Source organism: Burkholderia sp. 22PA0106, from assembly GCF_047497155.1.
Lineage (GTDB): Bacteria > Pseudomonadota > Gammaproteobacteria > Burkholderiales > Burkholderiaceae > Burkholderia.
In genome coordinates this window covers 2,465,299-2,484,088 of the sequence record NZ_CP163163.1, presented here as the reverse complement: position 1 = coordinate 2,484,088, position 18,790 = coordinate 2,465,299, and the positions used below count along the sequence as shown (strand labels likewise).

The window sequence follows — 18,790 nt, the reverse complement described above, 5'->3', positions numbered from 1 at the left end:
AAGCGCGGGCGGCAGCGATCAGACAAATACCGAGTGCGTCGCAATGCTAGGGCTGTTCGGCGGCCATCTTCTCGACGAGAAAGTCGACCAGCGCCCGCACCTTCGGCGAAGGGTGGCGGGAGGATGGCCAGAACATGCGGAACGTGACTCGGTGCAACTCGGTGAAATCCTGAAGGACGACCTCGAGCCGTCCTGCCGCCAGCGCCTCGCGCACCGTGAACTCGGGCAGGCAGGCAATCCCCAGCCCGTTTTCCGCAAAACACAACCGCCCCTCCAGATGGTTCGCGACCATCGACACCGGCAGCGGGATCTCGCCCTCGTCACCCCAGGCCAGCGGCCAGCGTTCGAGCTTGCCGGTGCCGTCGAAGCAGTGGTGCAGGCAATCGTGCCCGGCCAGATCCGCCGGCCGCTCGGGCCGGCCTCTGAGCGCCAGGTAAGCCGGCGACGCGACCAGCAGCATGCGCCAGCTTCCAAGGGCGCGGGCATTCAGCGCGGAGCTTTCAGGCTCTCCGGTGCGGATGACCGCGTCGAATCCCTCCTCGACGACGTCAACCATCCGGTTGCTGAGATCGAGGTGAAGCGCTATGGCGGGATGCGCGCGCATGAACTCGGCCAGCAACGGCAGGAACAGCGTACCGACCATCGGCAGACTCACCTTGAGGCGGCCCTGCGGCGCCCCGGCGGCGCGTGACAGCTCGTGTTCGGCGCCCTGAACCTCGTCCAGGACGCGCCGGCAACGAGCGAGGAACATCGCGCCCTCGGCCGTCAGGGTGACGCTTCGCGTGCTGCGGTGCAGGAGCCGTACCTTCAGGCGCTCCTCCAGACGGGCCATCCGCTTGGCCACGGCCGAGGCCGAGACGCCGGTGGATCGGGCGGTCTCGGCGAAGCTGCGCGTCTCCGCGACCTGCACGAACACGGCGAAATCGTCGAGGCTGTCGAGCATCATGGGCTTCACTCCGGACATTCCAGTCATGAGAGATGGGAAGTGTACCCACCTTTATCCGGAATGATGTCTTCCCTATCGTGAAGGCCTTCTCTTCTCGAAGGCAATGCGATGCAAGTCACATCCTGCAAATTTCGGTACCGCGATCCCGTCGCCCGCCGCCGGCCCATCCAGGGGCGCGATCATGCATGAGGCGAACCGCTTCCCCTGGGCCGGCCTGCTCGCCCTGGCCGCGGCAGGGTTCGTGGCCATCCTGAGCGAGGCGTTGCCGGCCGGCCTGTTGCCCGCCATCGCCACCGATCTCGGCGTTTCCGTCGGTGCGGCCGGGCAGCTGGTGACGCTGTATGCCCTGGGCTCGGTGGTCGCCGTGATTCCGCTGGTCAAGGCCACGCAGGCCTGGCGTCGCCGGCCACTGCTGTTGACGGCCATCGGCGGCTTCTGCCTGGTCAACGTGGTGACCGCCCTGTCTACCTCATTCGCGCTGACGCTCGTCGCGCGGTTCGGCGCGGGCGTGTTCTCGGGGCTGCTTTGGGCGCTCCTGGCGGGACATGCGATCCGCATGGTGGCGCCTGCATGGCAGGGGCGGGCCATCGCGGTCGCGATGGTGGGCACGCCCTTGGCGCTGTCGATCGGCATTCCGGCCGGAACACTGCTCGGTGGCCTGGTCGGCTGGCGCTGGTCCTTCGGGGTGATGTCGCTACTGGCTGCAGGTTTGTGGGCCTGGGTGAGGCTGGGTGTGCCGGACTTCCCGGGCAGGACGGGCGACGCCGCGCACCGCGTCGGCCCCGTGCTGGTTCTGCCGGGATTGCGCCCCGTGCTGGCGCTTACCGTGCTGTACGTGCTCGCGCACAACATGCTCTACACGTACATCGCGCCGTGGCTGACGTTCCTGCAGTCGGGCGTTCGCGTCGACGTAGCGCTGCTCGTGTTCGGCCTGGCGGCGCTGGGCGGCATCTGGCTGACCGGGATGCTGGTCGACCGGTGGTTGGCGCCGCTCATCCGCGCGAGCATCGTCGCGTTCGCCGCTTCGGCCCTGGTGGCCAGCCAATTCGGGCATTCGGCGCTCGTGCTCCTGGCGTGCATCGCGCTCTGGGGCCTTGCCTTCGGCGGAACGGCGACGCTGTTCCAGACCGCCTCGTCGCGGGCCGCCGGCGACGCGGCCGACCTGGCGCAGTCGATGCTCGTCACGGTCTGGAACGCGGGCATGGCGGGCGGCGGACTGCTTGGCGCCGCGCTCCTCCCGTCGTTCGGCGCTGCGGCACTGCCGTGGGCCGTGCTGGGTTTGCTGGCGGCCGCCTGGCTCGCGTCGATGGGCCTGGGACGTACCGAAGCGCCCGCGGCCGGCCGGGGCGCGCCATCGAGGGAGTTCTGACATGTCCCGAGACGCTTCAATGATCCGGCAGCATCCCGTCGCCAACATCCGCATCGGCATCGTCGGCGCCTCGCCGGAACGCGGCTGGGCTGCCATGGCGCACATTCCGGCGCTTCGCACGGTGCCCTCGATGACGCTTCAGGCCGTGGCCACCCGGCACGAACGATCGGCCCGTCTTGCCGCCGCCGCTTTCGGCGCGCCGCTCTGGTTCGACGATGCCCACGAGATGATCGCGCACGCGGAGGTCGATGCGGTCGTGGTCGCGGTGAAAGCGCCGGACCACGCCCTGCTGGTTCGGCAGGCGTTGCTTGCAGGCAAGCCCGTTTTCTGCGAATGGCCGTTCGGGCGCTCGCTCGAGGAGGCGCGAGAACTGGCGCAACTGGCCCGCGACCGTGGCGTTCCGACGGCGGTGGGGCTGCAGGGCCGCTTCTCGCCGTGGCTGCGGCAGGTGCGCGAGATCGTCGCGACCGGCCGGCTCGGACGAATCCTTTCCACGTCGCTGCTCGCCTGGGACGAACTGTCGACGGGTTCGATCGACCAAGGCAACGCGTATCTGCTCGACGCCGCGAACGGAGCGAATCCGCTGACCATCCACTGCGGCCACTACATCGATTCGCTGTGTTTCGTGCTCGGCGAGTTGGACAGCGTCTCGGTCACGACCGCGATCAGTCGGCCTCGGGTCGTGGTCCGGCAGACGGGCGAGGCCCTCATGTCGTCGTCGCCCGACCAGATCGCGATGTGCGGACAACTGAACGGCGCCGCGTTCAGCTTCCACATGCGTGCCGGCAGCGGCGACCCGTCGTTTGCCTGGGAGATCCAGGGCGAGGATGCCGTGCTGCGCGTGACGTCGAAGGGACAGCTGATGTGGCGGCCGCTGAGGCTGGAACTCCGGGACGCCCGCGAAAAACGATGGGAAACGATCGCGCCGCCCGATCCTGTCGAAGCCGGCGGCGGCCTGCTCGCATCGGACAGCCCGGCACGCTTCGTCGCCGCGGCCTACGAGGCCTTCGCCAGCGACATCCGGACGGGATCGCGGCTATCGGCATCCTTCGCCGAGGCGCTCGCGCGCCGCGAGACGATGGAGGCCATCCGCACGGCCGCCATCACCGGCGCCCGCTGGCAGCCATCAGGCGCCTGACTCTCACCGCATTGACCGTATGCGCCATGGCCGGACAGCGCTTTCCGGCCAAACACCCTCTCATCTTCCAACCAAGGAAAACGCCATGAAAATCGACCTCAGCGGCAAACGCGCCATCGTGAGCGGATCGACGGCCGGCATCGGCCTCGCGATCGCGCGCGGCCTCGCGGCCGTCGGTGCGCGTGTCATTGTCACCGGGCGGACCGAAGCGCGCGTCCGACATGCCATCGACGACATTCGTTCGACCGTGCCCGGGGCAGCGCTCGATGGCGTGGCCGCGGATCTCGCCACGGCAGCGGGCGCCGGGGTGCTCGCCGAACGCGTGGCGGACGCCGACATCCTCGTCAACAACCTCGGCACCGCTGTCCCCAAGCCGTTCGGCGAACTCACCGACGACGACTGGCTGAGTCTCTTCAATTTCAACGTCATGAGCGGCGTGCGCCTGACCCGCCGATACCTGCCGGGCATGGTGGATCGGGGCTGGGGCCGGGTGGTGTTCATCAGCAGCGAGTCGGGCCTGCACATCCCGAAGGACATGATCGACTACGGCATGACGAAGACGGCGCAGCTTGCGATCGCGCGTGGCCTGGCCGAATCGGTCGCCGGCTCCGGTGTGACGGTCAATTCGGTGTTGCCTGGGCCCACCCGCTCCGAGATTTTCGCGAACTGGCTGGAGCCGGTGGCTCGCGAGCAAGGCAAGACGCTGGAGCAGGTGCAGAAGGACTTCATCGACACCATGCGCCCCAGCTCGCTGATCGGCCGCTTCGCGACCACGGAGGAAGTGGCGAACATGGTGGTGTATGTCTGTTCGGTGCAAGCCTCGGCGACGACCGGCGCTGCGCTGCGCGTCGATGGCGGCATCGTGCGATCGCTCGGATGATCGCCGCGAGGCCACGTTCGCCTTGAGCACGACCGAGTGCGTTTGCCGGGTGCGGATTCAGCAAGGATCGGGTTTCAACCGGAACAGGAAGTCGATTTCGACCGACGCGCCTTTGGGCAATTGCGCCACGCCGACCGAGGTTCGCGTATGCACGCCGACGTCGCCGAGCACGGCGTAAAGCACGTCGGACGCGCCGTCGGCGACTTCACTTTGCTTCGAAAAATCGGGCGCGCTGCGCACGAAAACCGTGATGCGCGGCACCGCCGCGATTCTGTCGAGCGATCCGCAGTGATTCCGTATCAGCGTCAAGGCGCGCAGCGCGGAAATGGCCGCCGCGCGGCGGGCGTCGTCGAGCGAGATGTCGTCGCCCGCCACGCCGGTGAAACGCACCACGTCGCCGACACGCGGAATCTGCCCGGACACGTAGGCGAGATTCTCGTCCACCACGACAGGCCGATAATTCCCGCCGACCTTGATCTCCTCGGTCAAGGGAAACTGGAAATCGTTCGCGAGTTGCTGGAGTACGTCGAATCGGTTCATGGCGTCGTCTGGCGGAAAGGGGCAGTGGGGGGAGCCGTGGAAGTGTAGCGTGCTTGCAATCGGCCCGATCGGAGTTTCGATGCTCGGGCCGGCTCGGAATCGAAATCCAGGGGGCAGTGCGATGCAATGCTTCCGCCCCGCGCGCAGCCTGAAGACATTCAATTCGACACGGCGGCAGTGACGCTGAATTCGACAAGCAGTTCCGGCAAGCCGAGGGTGGCCTGCACGGTGCAACGCGCCGGAAGGTGATCGGGATCGACCCACTGTTGCCAAGCGGCGTTCATGCGATCGAAATCGCCCATGTCCTTCAGGTAAATGGTGACCGACAGCAGTTGGCGCTTGTCGCTGCCGGCGTCGGCCAGCAGCGCGTCGATCCGCCTGAACGCTTCCCGGCACTGTGCTTCGATCGAGCGAGCGCCCGGTTCTCCGGACGACGTCTGTCCCGCCAGGAACAGCAGATTCCCAAAGCGCACCCGCTTGCTCATGCGCGCATTGCCGGGCGTTCTGAGGATGAGCGCATCATTCATTTCGGGATCCATTCGGTTGGTTTTGCCGCGTTTTCGTCGGGGATGAAGGAGGCCGCCAGATCGGCGAGGCTCACCGGTTTGATCGGTGGGCGCACGGTGTAGTAACCCGTTTCGTCCATGCGTTGCCCGTTCTGTTCGGCAAGCAGTTCGGACACGGTCAGGCCGCACAGCCGACCCTGGCACGGCCCCATGCCGCATCGGGAAAACGATTTGGTCTGGTTGGGGCCGACGCAGCCGAGGCGGGCCATGTCGCGGATCTGTCCGGCCGTCACCTCTTCGCAGCGGCACACGACGGTTTCGTTCGCCGGACGGCGGAACGGCTCGCCCGGGCGATACAGCGCGTCGAGGAACGGACGGACACGGGCATGGCGTTCGCGTTGGCGATTCAGCGGCGCGGCCTGCTTGCTCAACGACGCCGCGCTCAACGCGCCAAGGCGATGGGCGACGGCGAGTGCGGCGCGCTCGCCGTCGATTCGTGCCGCGATCGCGCCGCCGATACCGGCACCATCTCCCGCCGTGAACACGTTCGGGACCGAGGTCTCGCCCCAACCGTCCGTACGCGGGCGCCAGCAGAGCTGAACTTCGTTCCAGTCATGGACGCAGCCCATGGAACGCGTCAATTGCACGTTCGGCACCACGCCTTGATGCAGCAGGACGAGGTCCGCCGCGATCGTGGCGGATCGGTTTCCCGAGCGATACGTGATGCGCTCGGCGTGCCCGGCACCTTCGATCGAGAACGCGTCCACCTCGCGAATGTGGGCGATCCCGGCCTTCTTGATGGCGCGCAGCAGTTTCATGCCTTTCAGCAGGTAGTTCGGACTGCGCAGCGCCGGCGCGAGATGCTTCAGCGCTTGACGGAAGTTGGCGGCGGGCGTCGTTTCCAGGATTGCGGCCGGCGGCCTGCCTGCCCGAATCAATTGCCAGGCGAACAGGTAGAGAAGCGGGCCGCTGCCGCACAGCACGGTCGGCACGTCGGGCAGGAGTCCGGCCGATTTGACGAGCGTTTGAGCCGCGCCGACACCCATCACGCCGGGCAGCGTCCACCCCGGAACCGGAAACGGGCGCTCGTACGCGCCATTCGCGATGACGAGCGCTCGACACCGTATCCGGCCGCTTGCGGCGGCGCCGCTGCGACGTGTGAAGCCGATCTCGAGCGCCGGGCTCACTTGCCAGGCGAGCGTGTTCGGCCAGTACGATACGGACGACGCACCGAACTGCTTCACCAGGTCGGCGCCGTCCGTGTAGTCCGAGCCGAGTCGTGCCGGGTCGGGCAGGGGGGAGCGTCCGACGTTGCGATAGATCTGTCCGCCGGGCTGCGAATTTTCATCCATGACCAGCACCTTCAGGCCGAGCAGGTCGGCGCGCAATGCGCATGCCATGCCCGCGGGCCCGGCACCGATCACGACGAGGTCGAACGATTCGATCGTCATTGAAGGCTCCTTGCGCCGTTCATGAAGTTCACGCGCATGCCGTCCTTCACCTCGACCATGCAGGACTGCCGATTGGGCTGTCCGTCGATCTCGACGAGACAGTCGAAGCACACGCCCATCATGCAGAATGGCCCGCGCGGCGCGTCGCCGACCGGAGTTCGCCGGAAGGTCCGGACCCCCGCATGGAGCAGCGCGGCGGCAACCGTCACCGATTCCGGCACGTCGACAAGCCGGCCGTCGATCTCGATGCGAATCAGCTTCGGTGGGCTTCCTTCAATGGGGCTGAACATGGAATCGCCTTGCTTGGAAATAGTCGAGAATGGCCGGTCGCTGGCCGCCCAGCATCCACGGCACGAGCAGCTCGCAGTGAGCGGCAGCGAGCGTTACGCCGCTGTGGCAGGTGGTCAGGAAAGCGCCGGGGCAATCGATCGATGCGTCGTAGATCGGCATGCTGTCCGGTGTCATCACCCGTAGCGCGCCCCATGCCCTCACCACATTCACGTCCTGCAGCAGCGGAAACGGCCTGATCGCCTTCCGAGCGATGTGCGCGACGATATCCGCCGACACGCCGGCATCCATCCCCACGTCCTCGGCGGATTCCCCGAGCAACACCGAGCCTTCCGCGGTCTGTCTCACCGACAAGGTGGGAAAGTGGAGGAACGGCCGGACGCGCTCGGTGACCAGAATCTGGCCGCGCAGCGGCACCACGGGAGCATGCAGGCCGACCATCGGTGCGAGCTCCCGATTGCCGAGGCCCGCGCACAGCACGAGCTTCGCACTGCCGAACGATCCGGATTCCGTATCGAGACGAAAGCCGTCGCGAGTGCGCTCGATCATCGTGACCGTGGCGTTCGGCACATAGGCGCCACCCGCCTTTTCGAAGGCGGAAAACAAGGCTCGCAACGTGTAGAGCGGGCTGACGTGGCCATCGTTCTCGGCATACACCGCCCCGACGACGTCGTCGGCGATGTCGGGCACCATGGCCTTCAGGCGCCGATGATCGAGCACGTCGTAAGTGAGTCGTGCATCCTGGCGAAACAGATGGTCGACGTTCTCGATGCTTGCCGAAAGCGAGTCCTCGGTCAGCGCGATGTTCAATCCGCCTGGCCGCGAATACCCGAGACTCAAGCCGGATAGGTGTTCCAGCTCCCTCGCGAAGGCGGGCCAGAGCCGGGACGATTCCAGCGACCAGCGCCCGTAGTCGGGCTGCTTGCGGCCTTTGCCGGATACCCAGATCAGGCCGAAATTGCCGCGCGCGGCGCGCAAGCTTGAATCTTCACCGTCCAGCACGACGACGCGCTGGCCGCGCTTGGCAAGGCCATAGGCGATCGCCATGCCGACCAGACCGCCGCCGACCACGGCGAAATCAAACGTGTTTTTCATTCGGGGCTTTCCTTGATCGAGCCATTCCGCAGGCAATGCTCACCGCGGCGTCAGATCGGTTTTCATGTATTGCAGGGAAAGCCGCGACAGCGTGCCGTCGGCCTTGACCAAGGCGATGGCCTTGTCGAATGCATCGCGCAATGCCGTGTCGGACTTGCGCAATCCCATGCCCACGCCTTCGCCCCAGATTTTTCCGCCGATGACAGGCCCGATCAGCGACAGATCGTTGCCCGCGTTGTTGAGCAAGTAGACGGTGTTCTCGACCGATGCATCGATTCGGCCGTTCTTCAGGTCGAGATCGCGATCCTTGGAATTGCGGTATTCGCGGATTTCCGCGATGTCGGAGAAGTTCGATCGAACGAAGGGCACATAGGTCGTCGCGGTCTGGACACCGATCACCTTGCCCTTGAGCGCGGAGCGCATCGCCGCGAGCGCGGCCTTGGCGTCGGCTTCGGAATCGATGGTCACGAGGCCGGTGTCGAGTTTCCCGAAGGCGCCGGCGCGGCCCTTCGCGGTGACGAAGCTCGACGTGACCGTGGCGTACGGAATGCTGAAATCGATCGCTTGGCGGCGCGCGTTCGTGATGGCCATGCCGTCCATGATCACGTCGAATTTTCCCGTATTCAGCGCGGGGATCATGCTGTCCCAGTCGGCGGCAATCTGTTTGCAGCTCAGGTGGGCACGCTCGCACAGCACCTTGGCCAATGCCGGCTCGAAGCCGCCGAGCGTGCCGTCGGGATTCGAGAGATTCCACGGCGTGTAGCTGCCCTCGAACGCTATCACGACGTCTTTCGCTTGCGCCGGAAGTGCTGCGACGATTGCGCAGAGGCTGCCGATCAAACACGCCGCGCGTTTCAGTGTCTTGTTCTTCATGATGTCCGGTTCCGTGGGGTCTCGTCCTGGGTTGACGGCTGAAGCGAGGTAACGGGGCGTTCAGCGTTGACTCATTTTGGGATCGACGCCCGGCGGCCTCAATTGCCGCAAAAATGGTCGTTCATTCCAAAAAGGTATGAGCGCTCGTCGAGCATCTGACGGGAGTCGGGGCCGGGTCGTCGCGTTTCGACCGAGCCGGAAGGGGGGCGGCTTCTCTGCTTGATTGCCAAAGGTTATGATCTAGCCGATCCGGCCGTATGGGCTGGTGACTGAAGGAAGGGACGCCAGCGATATCGGGGAGGGTGGGGTGAGCGATTTTTCATTGCGCGAGCTTGAGGTGTTTGCCGCAGTCATGCAGCATGGCACCGTGACCCGGGCGGCCGATTTTCTCGATATCGCCCAGCCCGGTGTGAGCAAACTGCTCGCACGTCTCGAAGCCAAGGTGGGCTACAGCCTGTTCAACCGGCAGCGTCAACGCCTGGTTCCTACCGCCGAGGCGATTTCGTTGTACGCCGAAGTGGAGCGCTCCTTTATTTCGGCCAGGGAAATCATGCGGCTTGCGCGGGATCTCGGTGATCTGCGGGCGGGTCGTTTGAAAGTCGGCATTCTTCCCGCGTTGGGAAGCGGCGTGATGCCGGCCATCATCCAGCGCTTCCAGGCAGCTCATCCCGGTGTCAAGTTGACGGTCAACATCCGCTCCACGCAAACCCTCGTGGAATGGGCCGGGCGAAATCAGCTTGATCTGGCGATCGGCGTGACCACCAGCATCGATCATCCCGCGGTCGTCCGACGAACGCTTCCAGCGGTGCCGGTGGTGTGCGTGGTGCCCGAAGGGCACGCGTTGGCGAAGGTGGAGGTGGTCACGCTTCAGCATCTTGAAAACGTGCCGCTGATTTCGCTGCTTGCATCCGATCCGCTGGTGGCGCAAATCGAGCGTCACGCCGCGCTCGCCAATCTGCGCATTCCCGTTTCGATCGAAACCAATCTGGCCGCCACGGCCATTGCGTTTTGTCAGGCCGGCGCGGGCGTGACGGTTGTCGATTACCTGTCGGCCAGCGCAAACGCGACGCATGGCGTGGTCATCAGGAAGTTCGAGCCGGCGCTGTCGATTCAATACAGCATCTATCGACAGAAGGGCAGCAAGGCATCCGCGCTGACAGATGCCTTGATCGAACGGATTGTCGACGAGCTGACACGGGTGATCGCCGAATGCGATGTGGTGACGCGCGTGCGGCCGGCAACTCCGCAGATACCCAATGTGGGATGCCGGAAATGATGGTCAACGCCTAAGTTATTGAGGATTGCGGGGCGCTTTCTGCAATCTGTTCGTGGTCACATGGCAGGCTATATTCCCCCCATCGAAATCGCGCGGATTCCGTCCCGTCGTTATTGCTCGATACCATGCAGGCTGTCGCGTGAGGGAAATCCGTGCGACATACCTGCGTCAAGCTCATCGGCTTGTCTAATAACCATAAATTAATGAGAGAACACAGATGAAAACGAAATGGATTATCGGCTGCGCGCTCGTCGGTGCGGTGCTTGGCCTGACGACTTCGCTCGCATACGCGGACAAGTTGAGCGACTACTGGGCCGACTCCGATACCAAGAGCGAAGCGGACATGCGGGAGCTGATGAGAGTATGCATACCGGGAAAATACGATGCATTCGTCGCACAGTCGAAAGCCTGGATCGTGTGGCGGACCTCGACCACCTTCGCGCCGCAAGTCAATGCTCAGGTGGTGGCGGCGACCCCGGCGGCACGCCACAAGATCAAACCAGAAGATGCGCGGCCTGATTCGCCCTTGTGCAAGGAAAACATTCCGAGTTTGAACGGCTTGGAGACGCTCCGGTCGGCCGCGATGAAGCAGTAGACGGTACTGCATCGCGGCTAAACGGCTCGTGAGTGTCTGTGAAGGTCTGGCCGGTCCACGCTTCCCGAGATCGCTTGTCGGTATTAACCGATTGTTCATCTAAAGCTATCGACCAGAGACCGTCATGTGTTGATATTTCAGCTAGGGTAAAATCCCGCAAGCATTGACCAGACGCTATCCGAGAGCGCTGTAATAAATAAGAAAGGCTAAGAATGGACGCGCAGAACCTCGCTGCCGCGTTGCGCGGTGGTTTGATTCAGCAAGATCGGCTATTGAAGCTTGATACGCCGTTAGGGCAAGACGCACTGGTGGTGCAGCGGGCCGTAGGCTGTTCCACGATCGGCCGAGACTACATGTTCAGGCTCGATGTGGTGTCGCAGAACGACGCGATCGAGTTGAAGAAACTCATCGCTCAGCCAGCTACCCTATGGATTCAGGAGGGGAGCGGTAGCTATCGACCGATCCACGGATTTATTTATACCGCGCGCCGGCTGGGCGCAGATGGCGGTTTGACGGCTTATCAGATCACGCTGCAAGCGTGGATGCATGTCTTGAAGTTTCGTCGCGACCAGAAAGTCTGGATCGACAAGACCGTCGATGCGATCGTTACCGATGTCTTCAACGCGCATCCTGAAGCTCAAGGGCATTTTCGCTTTGCTCTGTCGCGACCGCTTGCAAATCGTTCCTACACGCGACAGAGCGACACCGACTGGAACTTTGTGCATCGGCTGCTCGAGGGCGAAGGCCTGTTCGGGTATTGGGAACAAGGCGCAGACGGCAAGTCCCATACGCTGGTCATCACAGATACCATCACCTCATTGCCGGAACTGGCGCCGAAGACCATCAATTTTGCGCGTAGTACGACAGGCGCTGAGTCCGACGCACTGACGCAATGGGCGGCTACGCGCACTTTGCAGAGCGTCGCACTGACCACGCGGACGTTCGATTACAAGAACCCCTCCGTATCCGCGAATCCCAAAAGCACGCAGACGCCGACAATCGGCAATCAAGGCCAACTTCCCCCGCAGCTTGAGGTCTACGAATATACGGGCGGATACACATTCGGTAAGCAGCCACAGGGTGATCAGCTTTCGCAGATTCGTATGGAAGAATGGGAGTCGCGGGCGAAGCGTTTCCATGGCGCGGGTGGTGTGCGAACTCTTGATGTTGGCCGTCGCTTCATGCTTGCTGACCATCCGGTGCATGACAGCGATCCCGCTGCGCAACGAGAGTTTGCTGCGATCGAGGTCGCGTGGTGGATCGAGAACAATCTTCCCGTGACCCACGCACCGCACTTTCCGCACAGTCTCGAACAAGAACTCGCCCAGGCACGTGGCGCTGATGACGGTAAGTCAGTCGGCATCACTTACGCCGATGGTTCCGTCGGTTTCTATCGTGTCGAGGTCGAAGCGCAGCGCACCAACGTGCCATATCGCAGCCCGCTCGAACATCGCAAGCCCGAGATGCATCTGGAGACAGCGATCGTTGTCGGGCCAGACGGTGAGGAGATCTATACCGACGAGCTGAACCGAATCCGTGTGAAATTCGTGTGGGACCGCGTGAATCCTGGCGATCAAGGTGCTTCCACGTGGGTGCGTGTCGTTCAGTCCGATACCGGCGGTGGCTATGGCGGAGTTCATTTGCCGCGCATCGGTGAAGAGGTGCTGATCGATCACATCGGCGGCGATTGCGACCGGCCTCTCGCCGTGGCGCGCGTCTACAACGGCGCGGCAAAGCCGCAATGGCATAGCAACGGGACCTTGTCGGGCTATCGCTCGAAGGAGTACGCGGGTAGTGGCTATAACCAGATGGTGATGGACGACGCCACGGGCCAGAATCGCGTCCAACTGATGAGCAGCAGCGCAAGCAGCCTGCTGCATCTTGGCTATTTGATCGACCATAGCGGCAACTCGCGAGGCGCTTACCTTGGGAGCGGCTTCGATCTTCGTACCGACGATTACGGCGCGGTACGTGCGAGCCGAGGTCTTTATGTCACGACGCATTCGAAGACATCGAGCAGCCAACCGCTCGACGTCAAGGAGACGCAACAGCAGCTCGTCAATGCGGAGAGCGTGATCGAGGCACTGTCCGATGCCAGTGTCCAGCATCAGGCTGAGTCGCTTGAACCCGGTCGCGACGCGCTACGGGCTCTCACCGACGCGACTCAGCATGGTGTGGCCGGCACGGCATCGGGAGGAAATACCGCGGGCGGTGGCACAGGCTCGGCGAATGCATTCAAGCAGCCGATCATGTTGTTCGGTAGCCCGACCGGCATCGGATTATCGACGCAGCAATCAGTTCATCTGAACGCGGACCAGCACATCAATCTGCTGAGCGGGCAGAGCGTTCACGTGGCTTCGGGCAAATCACTCATCGCGAGCGTCGCTGAAAAGATCAGTTTGTTCGTACAGAACTCGGGCGCAAAGCTGTTCGCTGCCAAAGGCAAGGTGGAAATCCAGGCGCATGACGACAACATCGAGTTGACGGCCCAGAAGAGCGTCAAGATCCTCTCTGCTACGGAGCAGATCAATGTCGCTGGCGCCAAGGAAATATTGTTGACCTCAGGTGGTGCCTATATCCGTTTGAAGGACGGAAACATCGAGATTCATGCCCCCGGCAAGATCGATGTGAAGGGCGCGCAGCATAGCTTCGCCGGACCGACGAGCGCGCCGTATGACCTGCCGGCGCTGCCGAAGGGAGACTTGCACAACAAACTTGAGCTGAATCTCACCGACGACAATCTGAAGGCCGTGCCGAACGCACCGTACAAGGTGCTGTTTGATGATGGAACGACGAAATCCGGCTCGCTTGATGGGAACGGCTACGCGATGCTGAGGGACGTGCCGACCGGTTCTGCCAAGGTGTTTTTCGGAGAGGATGCGCGACCGTTTGTGCCGGCTCCTGTCCCCGCGGCGAAGGCAATCGATCCGGCCGATGTGCTGAAGGAATTGCACGCAGGAGGGCAGACGGATATCAACCACGAGAATCTTGCGAGCCTGTTCAATCTCTTCTCGGGCCGCCCGGACGTGCAATGAACGACGACGATCAACAAGCCATACAGGATGCGGTCGAGCAGATTGGTCTGTCGATGGCATCCAACATGTTTCCGCTGTTTTACGTGGCGCAGAACGTGTATGACACGTCCGAGAGCGTGTGGAATGTCTGGAACAGTCGAGACAGCACGGACGAACTGACGAAAATCGAAACCGGCATCGATCTGGTGTTTGCGGTGGTGGGCTGGGTTCCCGTCATTGGTGCAGGGGTCAAGCGCACGTTTCGGCTGGTGAACCACAAGTCGGATATCTATGGGCCATTGCTGTTCGACATCTTGCGCCTTGTGCTTCAGAAAGCTGGCGTTCATACAAGCCCCGAGGAATTGGTCGACAAGCTGTTTGACGCCGCTGGCCTGAAGAAATTGTTGTCAGAGTCGCGTGAGCATATTCAGCAATCCTGGCTATATCGGGAAATGCCCACATCGGTTCAGATGACCTTCAATCAGGCGCTTTCGTGGGTCGAGGTGAATCTGCCCTACTGGTTGACGCAGTTCCTCGAGCGAAAGTTGTTGCACTGGAAGAAAAAGCAGCCAAATTCGTCGGCAGCGAGCACGCTGGAGGAGCGTCGCACCACCGAGAAGCCCGGTGCGAAAGACGTGGAGGCGAAGGAAGGGAGCGGGCGGCCGAAGCCAACTCCATCGACGGGTGTCGTGAACGCGAAACTGGCGGTGGCGGACATCACATCGGCTGTCGCGGGTATTCTGGGCGAGCATATCGCGGACTACCATTGCTACGAAACGCTTCGTTGGGGATCGGGCTGGACCAGGCATGATCAAGGCGTGATGGGGGAGTGGTCTTCGCGTCCTGGCACGCAAGTACTTGGCAAGCTTAATGATGGTGGCAAGCTCAACAAGCTCTTCGACCCAACGCCGCGTGGCCACGGCATTGATGCCGTCTGGCGTGCAGATCCGGCATCGAACGAGGGCAAGCTTTACGCGATCGTGGAGGCGAAGTCGTCGAAAGTCGACAAACCCATGTCGGACCCGACCGCAAAGCGCAACATGGGGCGGAAGCTCGGATTGGCAAATCGCATCAAGGACACCATTCGTCCTTCCGCCGATGAATTGATCGAACCGCCCTTGACCGATCAAGCGGAGCCGAACGTGGCAGGAACGGCGAGCGGTGGCAAGCCCAGCGGAGGTCGAAATCGTCCGAGAAAGCAGGCTCCTCCTAGCGAGAACTCCGCAGGGCGCTCGGACCCGACGCAGACCGCAGGAAAAATGGTGCAGATGAGCAACGAATGGATTTTGCGAAATCTTCCGGCGGCAGTGCCGTTGCTTCCAGTTCGATCAGACATCGAACGGAAAGGGTACTCGCGGCACATCCTTTACGTCCCGTTTTATTTGCCGACCAGTGTTGCGCACGAAGCGGCGTTGTTGAGTGGTGACGAGCACAATCACACAGACCATGTTCTTCCGCCGACACATCACTATCGCGATGCGGAAGTGGCGACGGCTGTCGCTTACAAGGAGCGCAGAATTTCCGGCGCCCAGAAGGTTGAGAGATTTTAGCCATGGACAACTTTGAAACACGCAGACGTCAACGTTTCTTGAGCGAGCAGTACTACGATTGGTTACTGCCGCAACTGACGGATGACATCGAGTACTGGAAGAACAATGACTCGCCGAATGGATCGACGGAGTCCGAGCGTAAGGCCCTGGCGGCGATGCTCGGGGCGACGGGGACCTACAATCGCTTTTTACTCGAATACACGGCTGGAAGGAGTGTCGGTGAGCTACGAGAGATGCTTCCCTCGCTGATCGACACGTTGGTGCATTACACAGCACTTCACCGGCAAGCCAAGCAAGATAGCGGTATGCCGCCGCTGATGTTTGGGGAGATCGGCGACTACGAGTGGGCCGTTCAACTCATAGGTCTCTGCCATTTGTTGCATCGGACTGACCTGCTACCTCAAATTTCCGGAATGCTCGATCCTTTCTATCGGGCACAGGACACGCTGTATGAAGATCTGCTGGCATATAGCATGGACGATCGATACGACGTCGATAAGTGGTTTCATGAAAAACCATATCGGTTGCTCATCAACAGTTTGTACAGAGATTCTGAGGAAGAGAGTACCGCTGATATTGCATCCTATCTTGACGCTTGGTATCCCGCGATGCGGGCTGCATCGTGGCATGACAGCCATCTGACGGCGAACCAGACGGAAGGGGGCGCGTACGTTGGCTACTGGGCTGTTGAGGCAGCTGCCGCGGCCTTTTTGCTTGAACTCGATGATTCGAGCTTTCGCGATCATCTTCTCTATCCAAAGGATCTCGTTGACTTCGCTCGCAGCTACACATCAACGGCGATGCCAGCACCTGTTGATGACGGGGTGCTGAAGATTCGTACCGGTCAGCGATGTCCGCAGAGTGGCATTTGGAGGCCAGTCGGCCATCGCGTTCCTGGCGTGCGAGTTGAGGAGGGGCAGGCGATGCCCGAGGTATTTGCTCCAGATCAACGTGGAGCATACAGGATGCAACCTTCAGTTTGGGAATATGAGCGACCGGTTTAAAGTTCTTCACAATGCAGATGCGACGGGTTGACAAGACAGGGTTACAGACATGAAGAAGAGCAAGGCCCGGTTTCAGGTAAATTCACGACTAGCTCGTATCCTCAGCCAGGAGTATTCGTCTAGTGAGAAGGCTCTTAAGGAACTCATTGACAACGCTTGGGATGCTGACGCCGACAATATATCGATATCGTTACCTGTGCCGATGAGTGACTCGCCGATAGTTATATTCGATGACGGGACTGGCATGACTTCCGACGAGTTGCGGAATCACTATCTTTCGATTGCCTCTGATCGACGAGAGAGGAGTGGCGAGCGTACTGCAAGAAAGCAACGACTCGTAAAAGGCAGAAAGGGCATCGGAAAATTCGCCGGTTTAATGGCGGCGTCAGTAATGACGCTCGAGACTTGCGCACGGGGAATTCGTACAAGCTTTACCTTGCGATTGCATGATCTTCTGAAGGTAGACGACATTGAGCGTCTACCTATCGATTTGATCGTTAATCCATGCGATGCTTCGGCGCATGGAACCACGATAACCTTGACCGAGCTTGATCAACAACTGGCGTTTCCTGATCCTCAAAGGTTACGTCAAATATTGTTGCAGGAATATGGTAGGGAAACAGACCTCGTAATTATTGTTGACGGCAAATCGCTTGGCGTCGACGACGTTGTGGGAACGCTTAAGGACAGCACGCTAACTGTTCCTGGTGTGGGCGACGTAAGATTAAAGTTCGCGATCGCAGAGAAAAAATCGGTGTCGCGTCAACCCGGCATTGTCATTCGCGTGGACGGCAAGGTTGTAGGTAAGCCTTCATTTTTCGGCTTGGACGGACGAGACGACTTCCCACCGAAATTGCTAAAGCGCTTGTATGGAGAAATCGACGCCGATGGTCTTCGAAACCATGTAACTGCCGGTTGGGATAGCCTTGTTGAAAACAGTGAACTATTGGCGCGTGTAACAGAGTTGGTCGCACCTCTTATTTTTAGTGCATTCAAGGAAACACACGGCAGAGAGATCCAGCTTGCGCATGCACGTCTGCGGCGTGATATCAAGGAAAGACTCGCCGCTCTGCCCGAGCATCGAAGAGAATACGCGGAAAGCGCAATAAAAAAGACACTTGAAAGGTTTTATCGAGAGCCTGCGGAAAAAGTAGAGCCGTTCGTATACGTGCTCCTTGAGGCGATTGAGCGGTCAGATTACGGGGCAGTTGTTCGGCACCTCGCGCAAGCTCGCCAGAAGGATATCGCTGCGCTTGCTGATGCGTTGGACGAATTTGGTTTGGCCGATATGGCACATTTGGTCGAACAAGCGAAGGCGCGGCAAGAGTATCTCGATAATCTCGAGGCGCTGTCTAGGGATAGTAAGACGCTCGAAGCGCAGATGCACAGGTCAATCGAACGGAATCTCTGGGTTTTTGGACCCGAGTTCTCAGCCTTCAGTTCGAACAAGACGCTTCAACGACAGGTCGAAGATTTTCTCGGAAAGAAGTTCAGTGGTGCAAGGGCGAACAAACGCCCCGACCTCTTGCTCAATGAAAATTTGAACGGTGAATGTCTCCTGCTGGAGTTCAAGAGGCCTTCGCACTCATTGAACAGAGACGACTACACACAGGCGACTGACTATCGTCATGATTTGGCGAAGCACATGAACAAGCCTATCAGAGTCTTGATTGTTGGAGGGGATCGGTCTGCGGATTATCCCACCACCAATCTCGAGCCTGATGTTCGCGCTGCAAGTTTTCTTGATGTGATTAGTACGGCGAGGCGGCAACTCGAGTGGCAACTGCGGCAGTTAACGTGATAGCTAGACTTGCCCCCGCATGACCGGATATCCAATAACGCTTAGAGTGTGTTTTTTACTTTTAAAAATACTGGACAGCGCGAGTGAGCATCAACGAGACAAAGACGACGAAGTGCAATGCGGGAGGATGGCCAGTGAAACTGGTCTGCAAAGTCCTTGGATTGACGCGCCTGAACGTATCGACACGCAAGTCACGTGAGGCGACTTGGCGCGACGCACGGCGGTCCAGACCAACCCACGATGCATCGATCGTCGAGGCCATTCAGCGGGTTATCAGTGACTTGCCCAGCTACGGATATCGACGCGTATGGGGCGTTGCACCGCAAGCGTATCCCAGCGGGACAGTCATCGCTGAACGTCAAGCGCATTTACCGCGTGATGCCATGGCCTGCTGATGCAACGCAGGGCAGCATTGAATGTACCGGTTCCTCGCACCAGCCGGCAATCGCGCCTACGAGATCGCA

Annotated in this window: 16 protein-coding genes and 1 pseudogene; 10 read left to right on the top strand and 7 right to left on the bottom strand. The window is 61.1% G+C overall.

Annotated features, from left to right (window positions below):
* Positions 1-46: 46 nt before the first annotated feature.
* Positions 47-946 carry a LysR family transcriptional regulator gene (locus tag AB4850_RS25760; protein ID WP_414442305.1) on the bottom strand — a complete coding sequence of 300 codons (900 nt, stop codon included), beginning with the start codon at positions 944-946 and terminating at the stop codon, positions 47-49.
* Positions 947-1,127: 181 nt separating this feature from the next.
* Between AB4850_RS25760 and AB4850_RS25755 the strand changes: the two genes are divergently transcribed.
* The 3 genes from AB4850_RS25755 to AB4850_RS25745 all read left to right on the top strand — a co-directional run bounded on the left by AB4850_RS25755 (position 1,128) and on the right by AB4850_RS25745 (position 4,333).
* Complete coding sequence (locus AB4850_RS25755; RefSeq protein ID WP_414442304.1) at positions 1,128-2,315, top strand: MFS transporter; 1,188 nt, start codon at positions 1,128-1,130, stop codon at positions 2,313-2,315.
* A gap of 1 nt (position 2,316) precedes the next feature.
* Positions 2,317-3,453, top strand: a complete 1,137-nt coding sequence (locus tag AB4850_RS25750; RefSeq protein WP_414442303.1) for a Gfo/Idh/MocA family oxidoreductase — start codon at positions 2,317-2,319, stop codon at positions 3,451-3,453.
* A gap of 85 nt (positions 3,454-3,538) precedes the next feature.
* The gene (locus AB4850_RS25745) at positions 3,539-4,333 is read left to right on the top strand and encodes an SDR family NAD(P)-dependent oxidoreductase (RefSeq protein WP_414442302.1); all 795 of its coding nucleotides are present in this window, start codon (positions 3,539-3,541) and stop codon (positions 4,331-4,333) included.
* A gap of 57 nt (positions 4,334-4,390) precedes the next feature.
* On the opposite strand, the gene AB4850_RS25740 is transcribed toward AB4850_RS25745, so the two are convergent.
* The 6 genes from AB4850_RS25740 to AB4850_RS25715 all read right to left on the bottom strand — a co-directional run bounded on the left by AB4850_RS25740 (position 4,391) and on the right by AB4850_RS25715 (position 9,086).
* Complete coding sequence (locus AB4850_RS25740; protein ID WP_414442301.1) at positions 4,391-4,873, bottom strand: RidA family protein; 483 nt, start codon at positions 4,871-4,873, stop codon at positions 4,391-4,393.
* Between the two features lie 158 nt (positions 4,874-5,031).
* Positions 5,032-5,400 carry a RidA family protein gene (locus tag AB4850_RS25735; protein ID WP_414442300.1) on the bottom strand — a complete coding sequence of 123 codons (369 nt, stop codon included), beginning with the start codon at positions 5,398-5,400 and terminating at the stop codon, positions 5,032-5,034.
* Complete coding sequence (locus AB4850_RS25730; protein WP_414442299.1) at positions 5,397-6,830, bottom strand: FAD-dependent oxidoreductase; 1,434 nt, start codon at positions 6,828-6,830, stop codon at positions 5,397-5,399. The genes AB4850_RS25735 and AB4850_RS25730 overlap by 4 nt, the downstream gene beginning before the upstream one ends.
* Positions 6,827-7,120 (bottom strand): (2Fe-2S)-binding protein, encoded by a 294-nt coding sequence (locus AB4850_RS25725; RefSeq protein WP_414442298.1) that lies wholly within the window; start codon positions 7,118-7,120, stop codon positions 6,827-6,829. The genes AB4850_RS25730 and AB4850_RS25725 overlap by 4 nt, the downstream gene beginning before the upstream one ends.
* Positions 7,104-8,213, bottom strand: a complete 1,110-nt coding sequence (locus AB4850_RS25720) for an NAD(P)/FAD-dependent oxidoreductase (protein ID WP_414442297.1) — start codon at positions 8,211-8,213, stop codon at positions 7,104-7,106. The genes AB4850_RS25725 and AB4850_RS25720 overlap by 17 nt, the downstream gene beginning before the upstream one ends.
* A gap of 39 nt (positions 8,214-8,252) precedes the next feature.
* Positions 8,253-9,086 (bottom strand): transporter substrate-binding domain-containing protein, encoded by an 834-nt coding sequence (locus AB4850_RS25715; RefSeq protein WP_414442296.1) that lies wholly within the window; start codon positions 9,084-9,086, stop codon positions 8,253-8,255.
* A gap of 307 nt (positions 9,087-9,393) precedes the next feature.
* Here AB4850_RS25715 and AB4850_RS25710 point away from each other — a divergent pair, with 307 nt between their 5' ends.
* The 7 genes and pseudogenes from AB4850_RS25710 to AB4850_RS25680 all read left to right on the top strand — a co-directional run.
* Positions 9,394-10,362: a LysR substrate-binding domain-containing protein gene (locus AB4850_RS25710; protein WP_414442295.1), complete on the top strand. Its 969-nt coding sequence runs from the start codon at positions 9,394-9,396 to the stop codon at positions 10,360-10,362.
* Positions 10,363-10,579: 217 nt separating this feature from the next.
* The gene (locus AB4850_RS25705) at positions 10,580-10,957 is read left to right on the top strand and encodes a hypothetical protein (protein WP_414442294.1); all 378 of its coding nucleotides are present in this window, start codon (positions 10,580-10,582) and stop codon (positions 10,955-10,957) included.
* Positions 10,958-11,169: 212 nt separating this feature from the next.
* Entirely contained in the window at positions 11,170-13,992 is a 2,823-nt protein-coding gene (locus tag AB4850_RS25700) for a type VI secretion system Vgr family protein (protein WP_414442293.1), read from the top strand.
* Positions 13,989-15,521, top strand: a complete 1,533-nt coding sequence (locus AB4850_RS25695) for a hypothetical protein (RefSeq protein ID WP_414442292.1) — start codon at positions 13,989-13,991, stop codon at positions 15,519-15,521. Before AB4850_RS25700 ends, AB4850_RS25695 begins: the two co-directional genes overlap by 4 nt.
* A 2-nt stretch (positions 15,522-15,523) precedes the next feature.
* Complete coding sequence (locus AB4850_RS25690; protein ID WP_414442291.1) at positions 15,524-16,525, top strand: PoNe immunity protein domain-containing protein; 1,002 nt, start codon at positions 15,524-15,526, stop codon at positions 16,523-16,525.
* 49 nt (positions 16,526-16,574) lie between these two features.
* Positions 16,575-18,326: an ATP-binding protein gene (locus tag AB4850_RS25685; protein ID WP_414442290.1), complete on the top strand. Its 1,752-nt coding sequence runs from the start codon at positions 16,575-16,577 to the stop codon at positions 18,324-18,326.
* A gap of 119 nt (positions 18,327-18,445) precedes the next feature.
* Positions 18,446-18,756: pseudogene (locus AB4850_RS25680) on the top strand (IS3 family transposase); the annotation flags it as partial.
* Positions 18,757-18,790: the final 34 nt, after the last annotated feature.

What these genes read in the sequence shown, in the direction of transcription:
- AB4850_RS25760 (WP_414442305.1), bottom strand. Translation starts at nt 946, where the DNA reads ATGATGCTCGACAGCCTCGACGATTTCGCCGTGTTCGTGCAGGTCGCG.
- AB4850_RS25755 (WP_414442304.1), top strand. Translation starts at nt 1,128, where the DNA reads ATGCATGAGGCGAACCGCTTCCCCTGGGCCGGCCTGCTCGCCCTGGCC.
- AB4850_RS25750 (WP_414442303.1), top strand. Translation starts at nt 2,317, where the DNA reads ATGTCCCGAGACGCTTCAATGATCCGGCAGCATCCCGTCGCCAACATC.
- AB4850_RS25745 (WP_414442302.1), top strand. Translation starts at nt 3,539, where the DNA reads ATGAAAATCGACCTCAGCGGCAAACGCGCCATCGTGAGCGGATCGACG.
- AB4850_RS25740 (WP_414442301.1), bottom strand. Translation starts at nt 4,873, where the DNA reads ATGAACCGATTCGACGTACTCCAGCAACTCGCGAACGATTTCCAGTTT.
- AB4850_RS25735 (WP_414442300.1), bottom strand. Translation starts at nt 5,400, where the DNA reads ATGAATGATGCGCTCATCCTCAGAACGCCCGGCAATGCGCGCATGAGC.
- AB4850_RS25730 (WP_414442299.1), bottom strand. Translation starts at nt 6,830, where the DNA reads ATGACGATCGAATCGTTCGACCTCGTCGTGATCGGTGCCGGGCCCGCG.
- AB4850_RS25725 (WP_414442298.1), bottom strand. Translation starts at nt 7,120, where the DNA reads ATGTTCAGCCCCATTGAAGGAAGCCCACCGAAGCTGATTCGCATCGAG.
- AB4850_RS25720 (WP_414442297.1), bottom strand. Translation starts at nt 8,213, where the DNA reads ATGAAAAACACGTTTGATTTCGCCGTGGTCGGCGGCGGTCTGGTCGGC.
- AB4850_RS25715 (WP_414442296.1), bottom strand. Translation starts at nt 9,086, where the DNA reads ATGAAGAACAAGACACTGAAACGCGCGGCGTGTTTGATCGGCAGCCTC.
- AB4850_RS25705 (WP_414442294.1), top strand. Translation starts at nt 10,580, where the DNA reads ATGAAAACGAAATGGATTATCGGCTGCGCGCTCGTCGGTGCGGTGCTT.
- AB4850_RS25700 (WP_414442293.1), top strand. Translation starts at nt 11,170, where the DNA reads ATGGACGCGCAGAACCTCGCTGCCGCGTTGCGCGGTGGTTTGATTCAG.
- AB4850_RS25695 (WP_414442292.1), top strand. Translation starts at nt 13,989, where the DNA reads ATGAACGACGACGATCAACAAGCCATACAGGATGCGGTCGAGCAGATT.
- AB4850_RS25690 (WP_414442291.1), top strand. Translation starts at nt 15,524, where the DNA reads ATGGACAACTTTGAAACACGCAGACGTCAACGTTTCTTGAGCGAGCAG.
- AB4850_RS25685 (WP_414442290.1), top strand. Translation starts at nt 16,575, where the DNA reads ATGAAGAAGAGCAAGGCCCGGTTTCAGGTAAATTCACGACTAGCTCGT.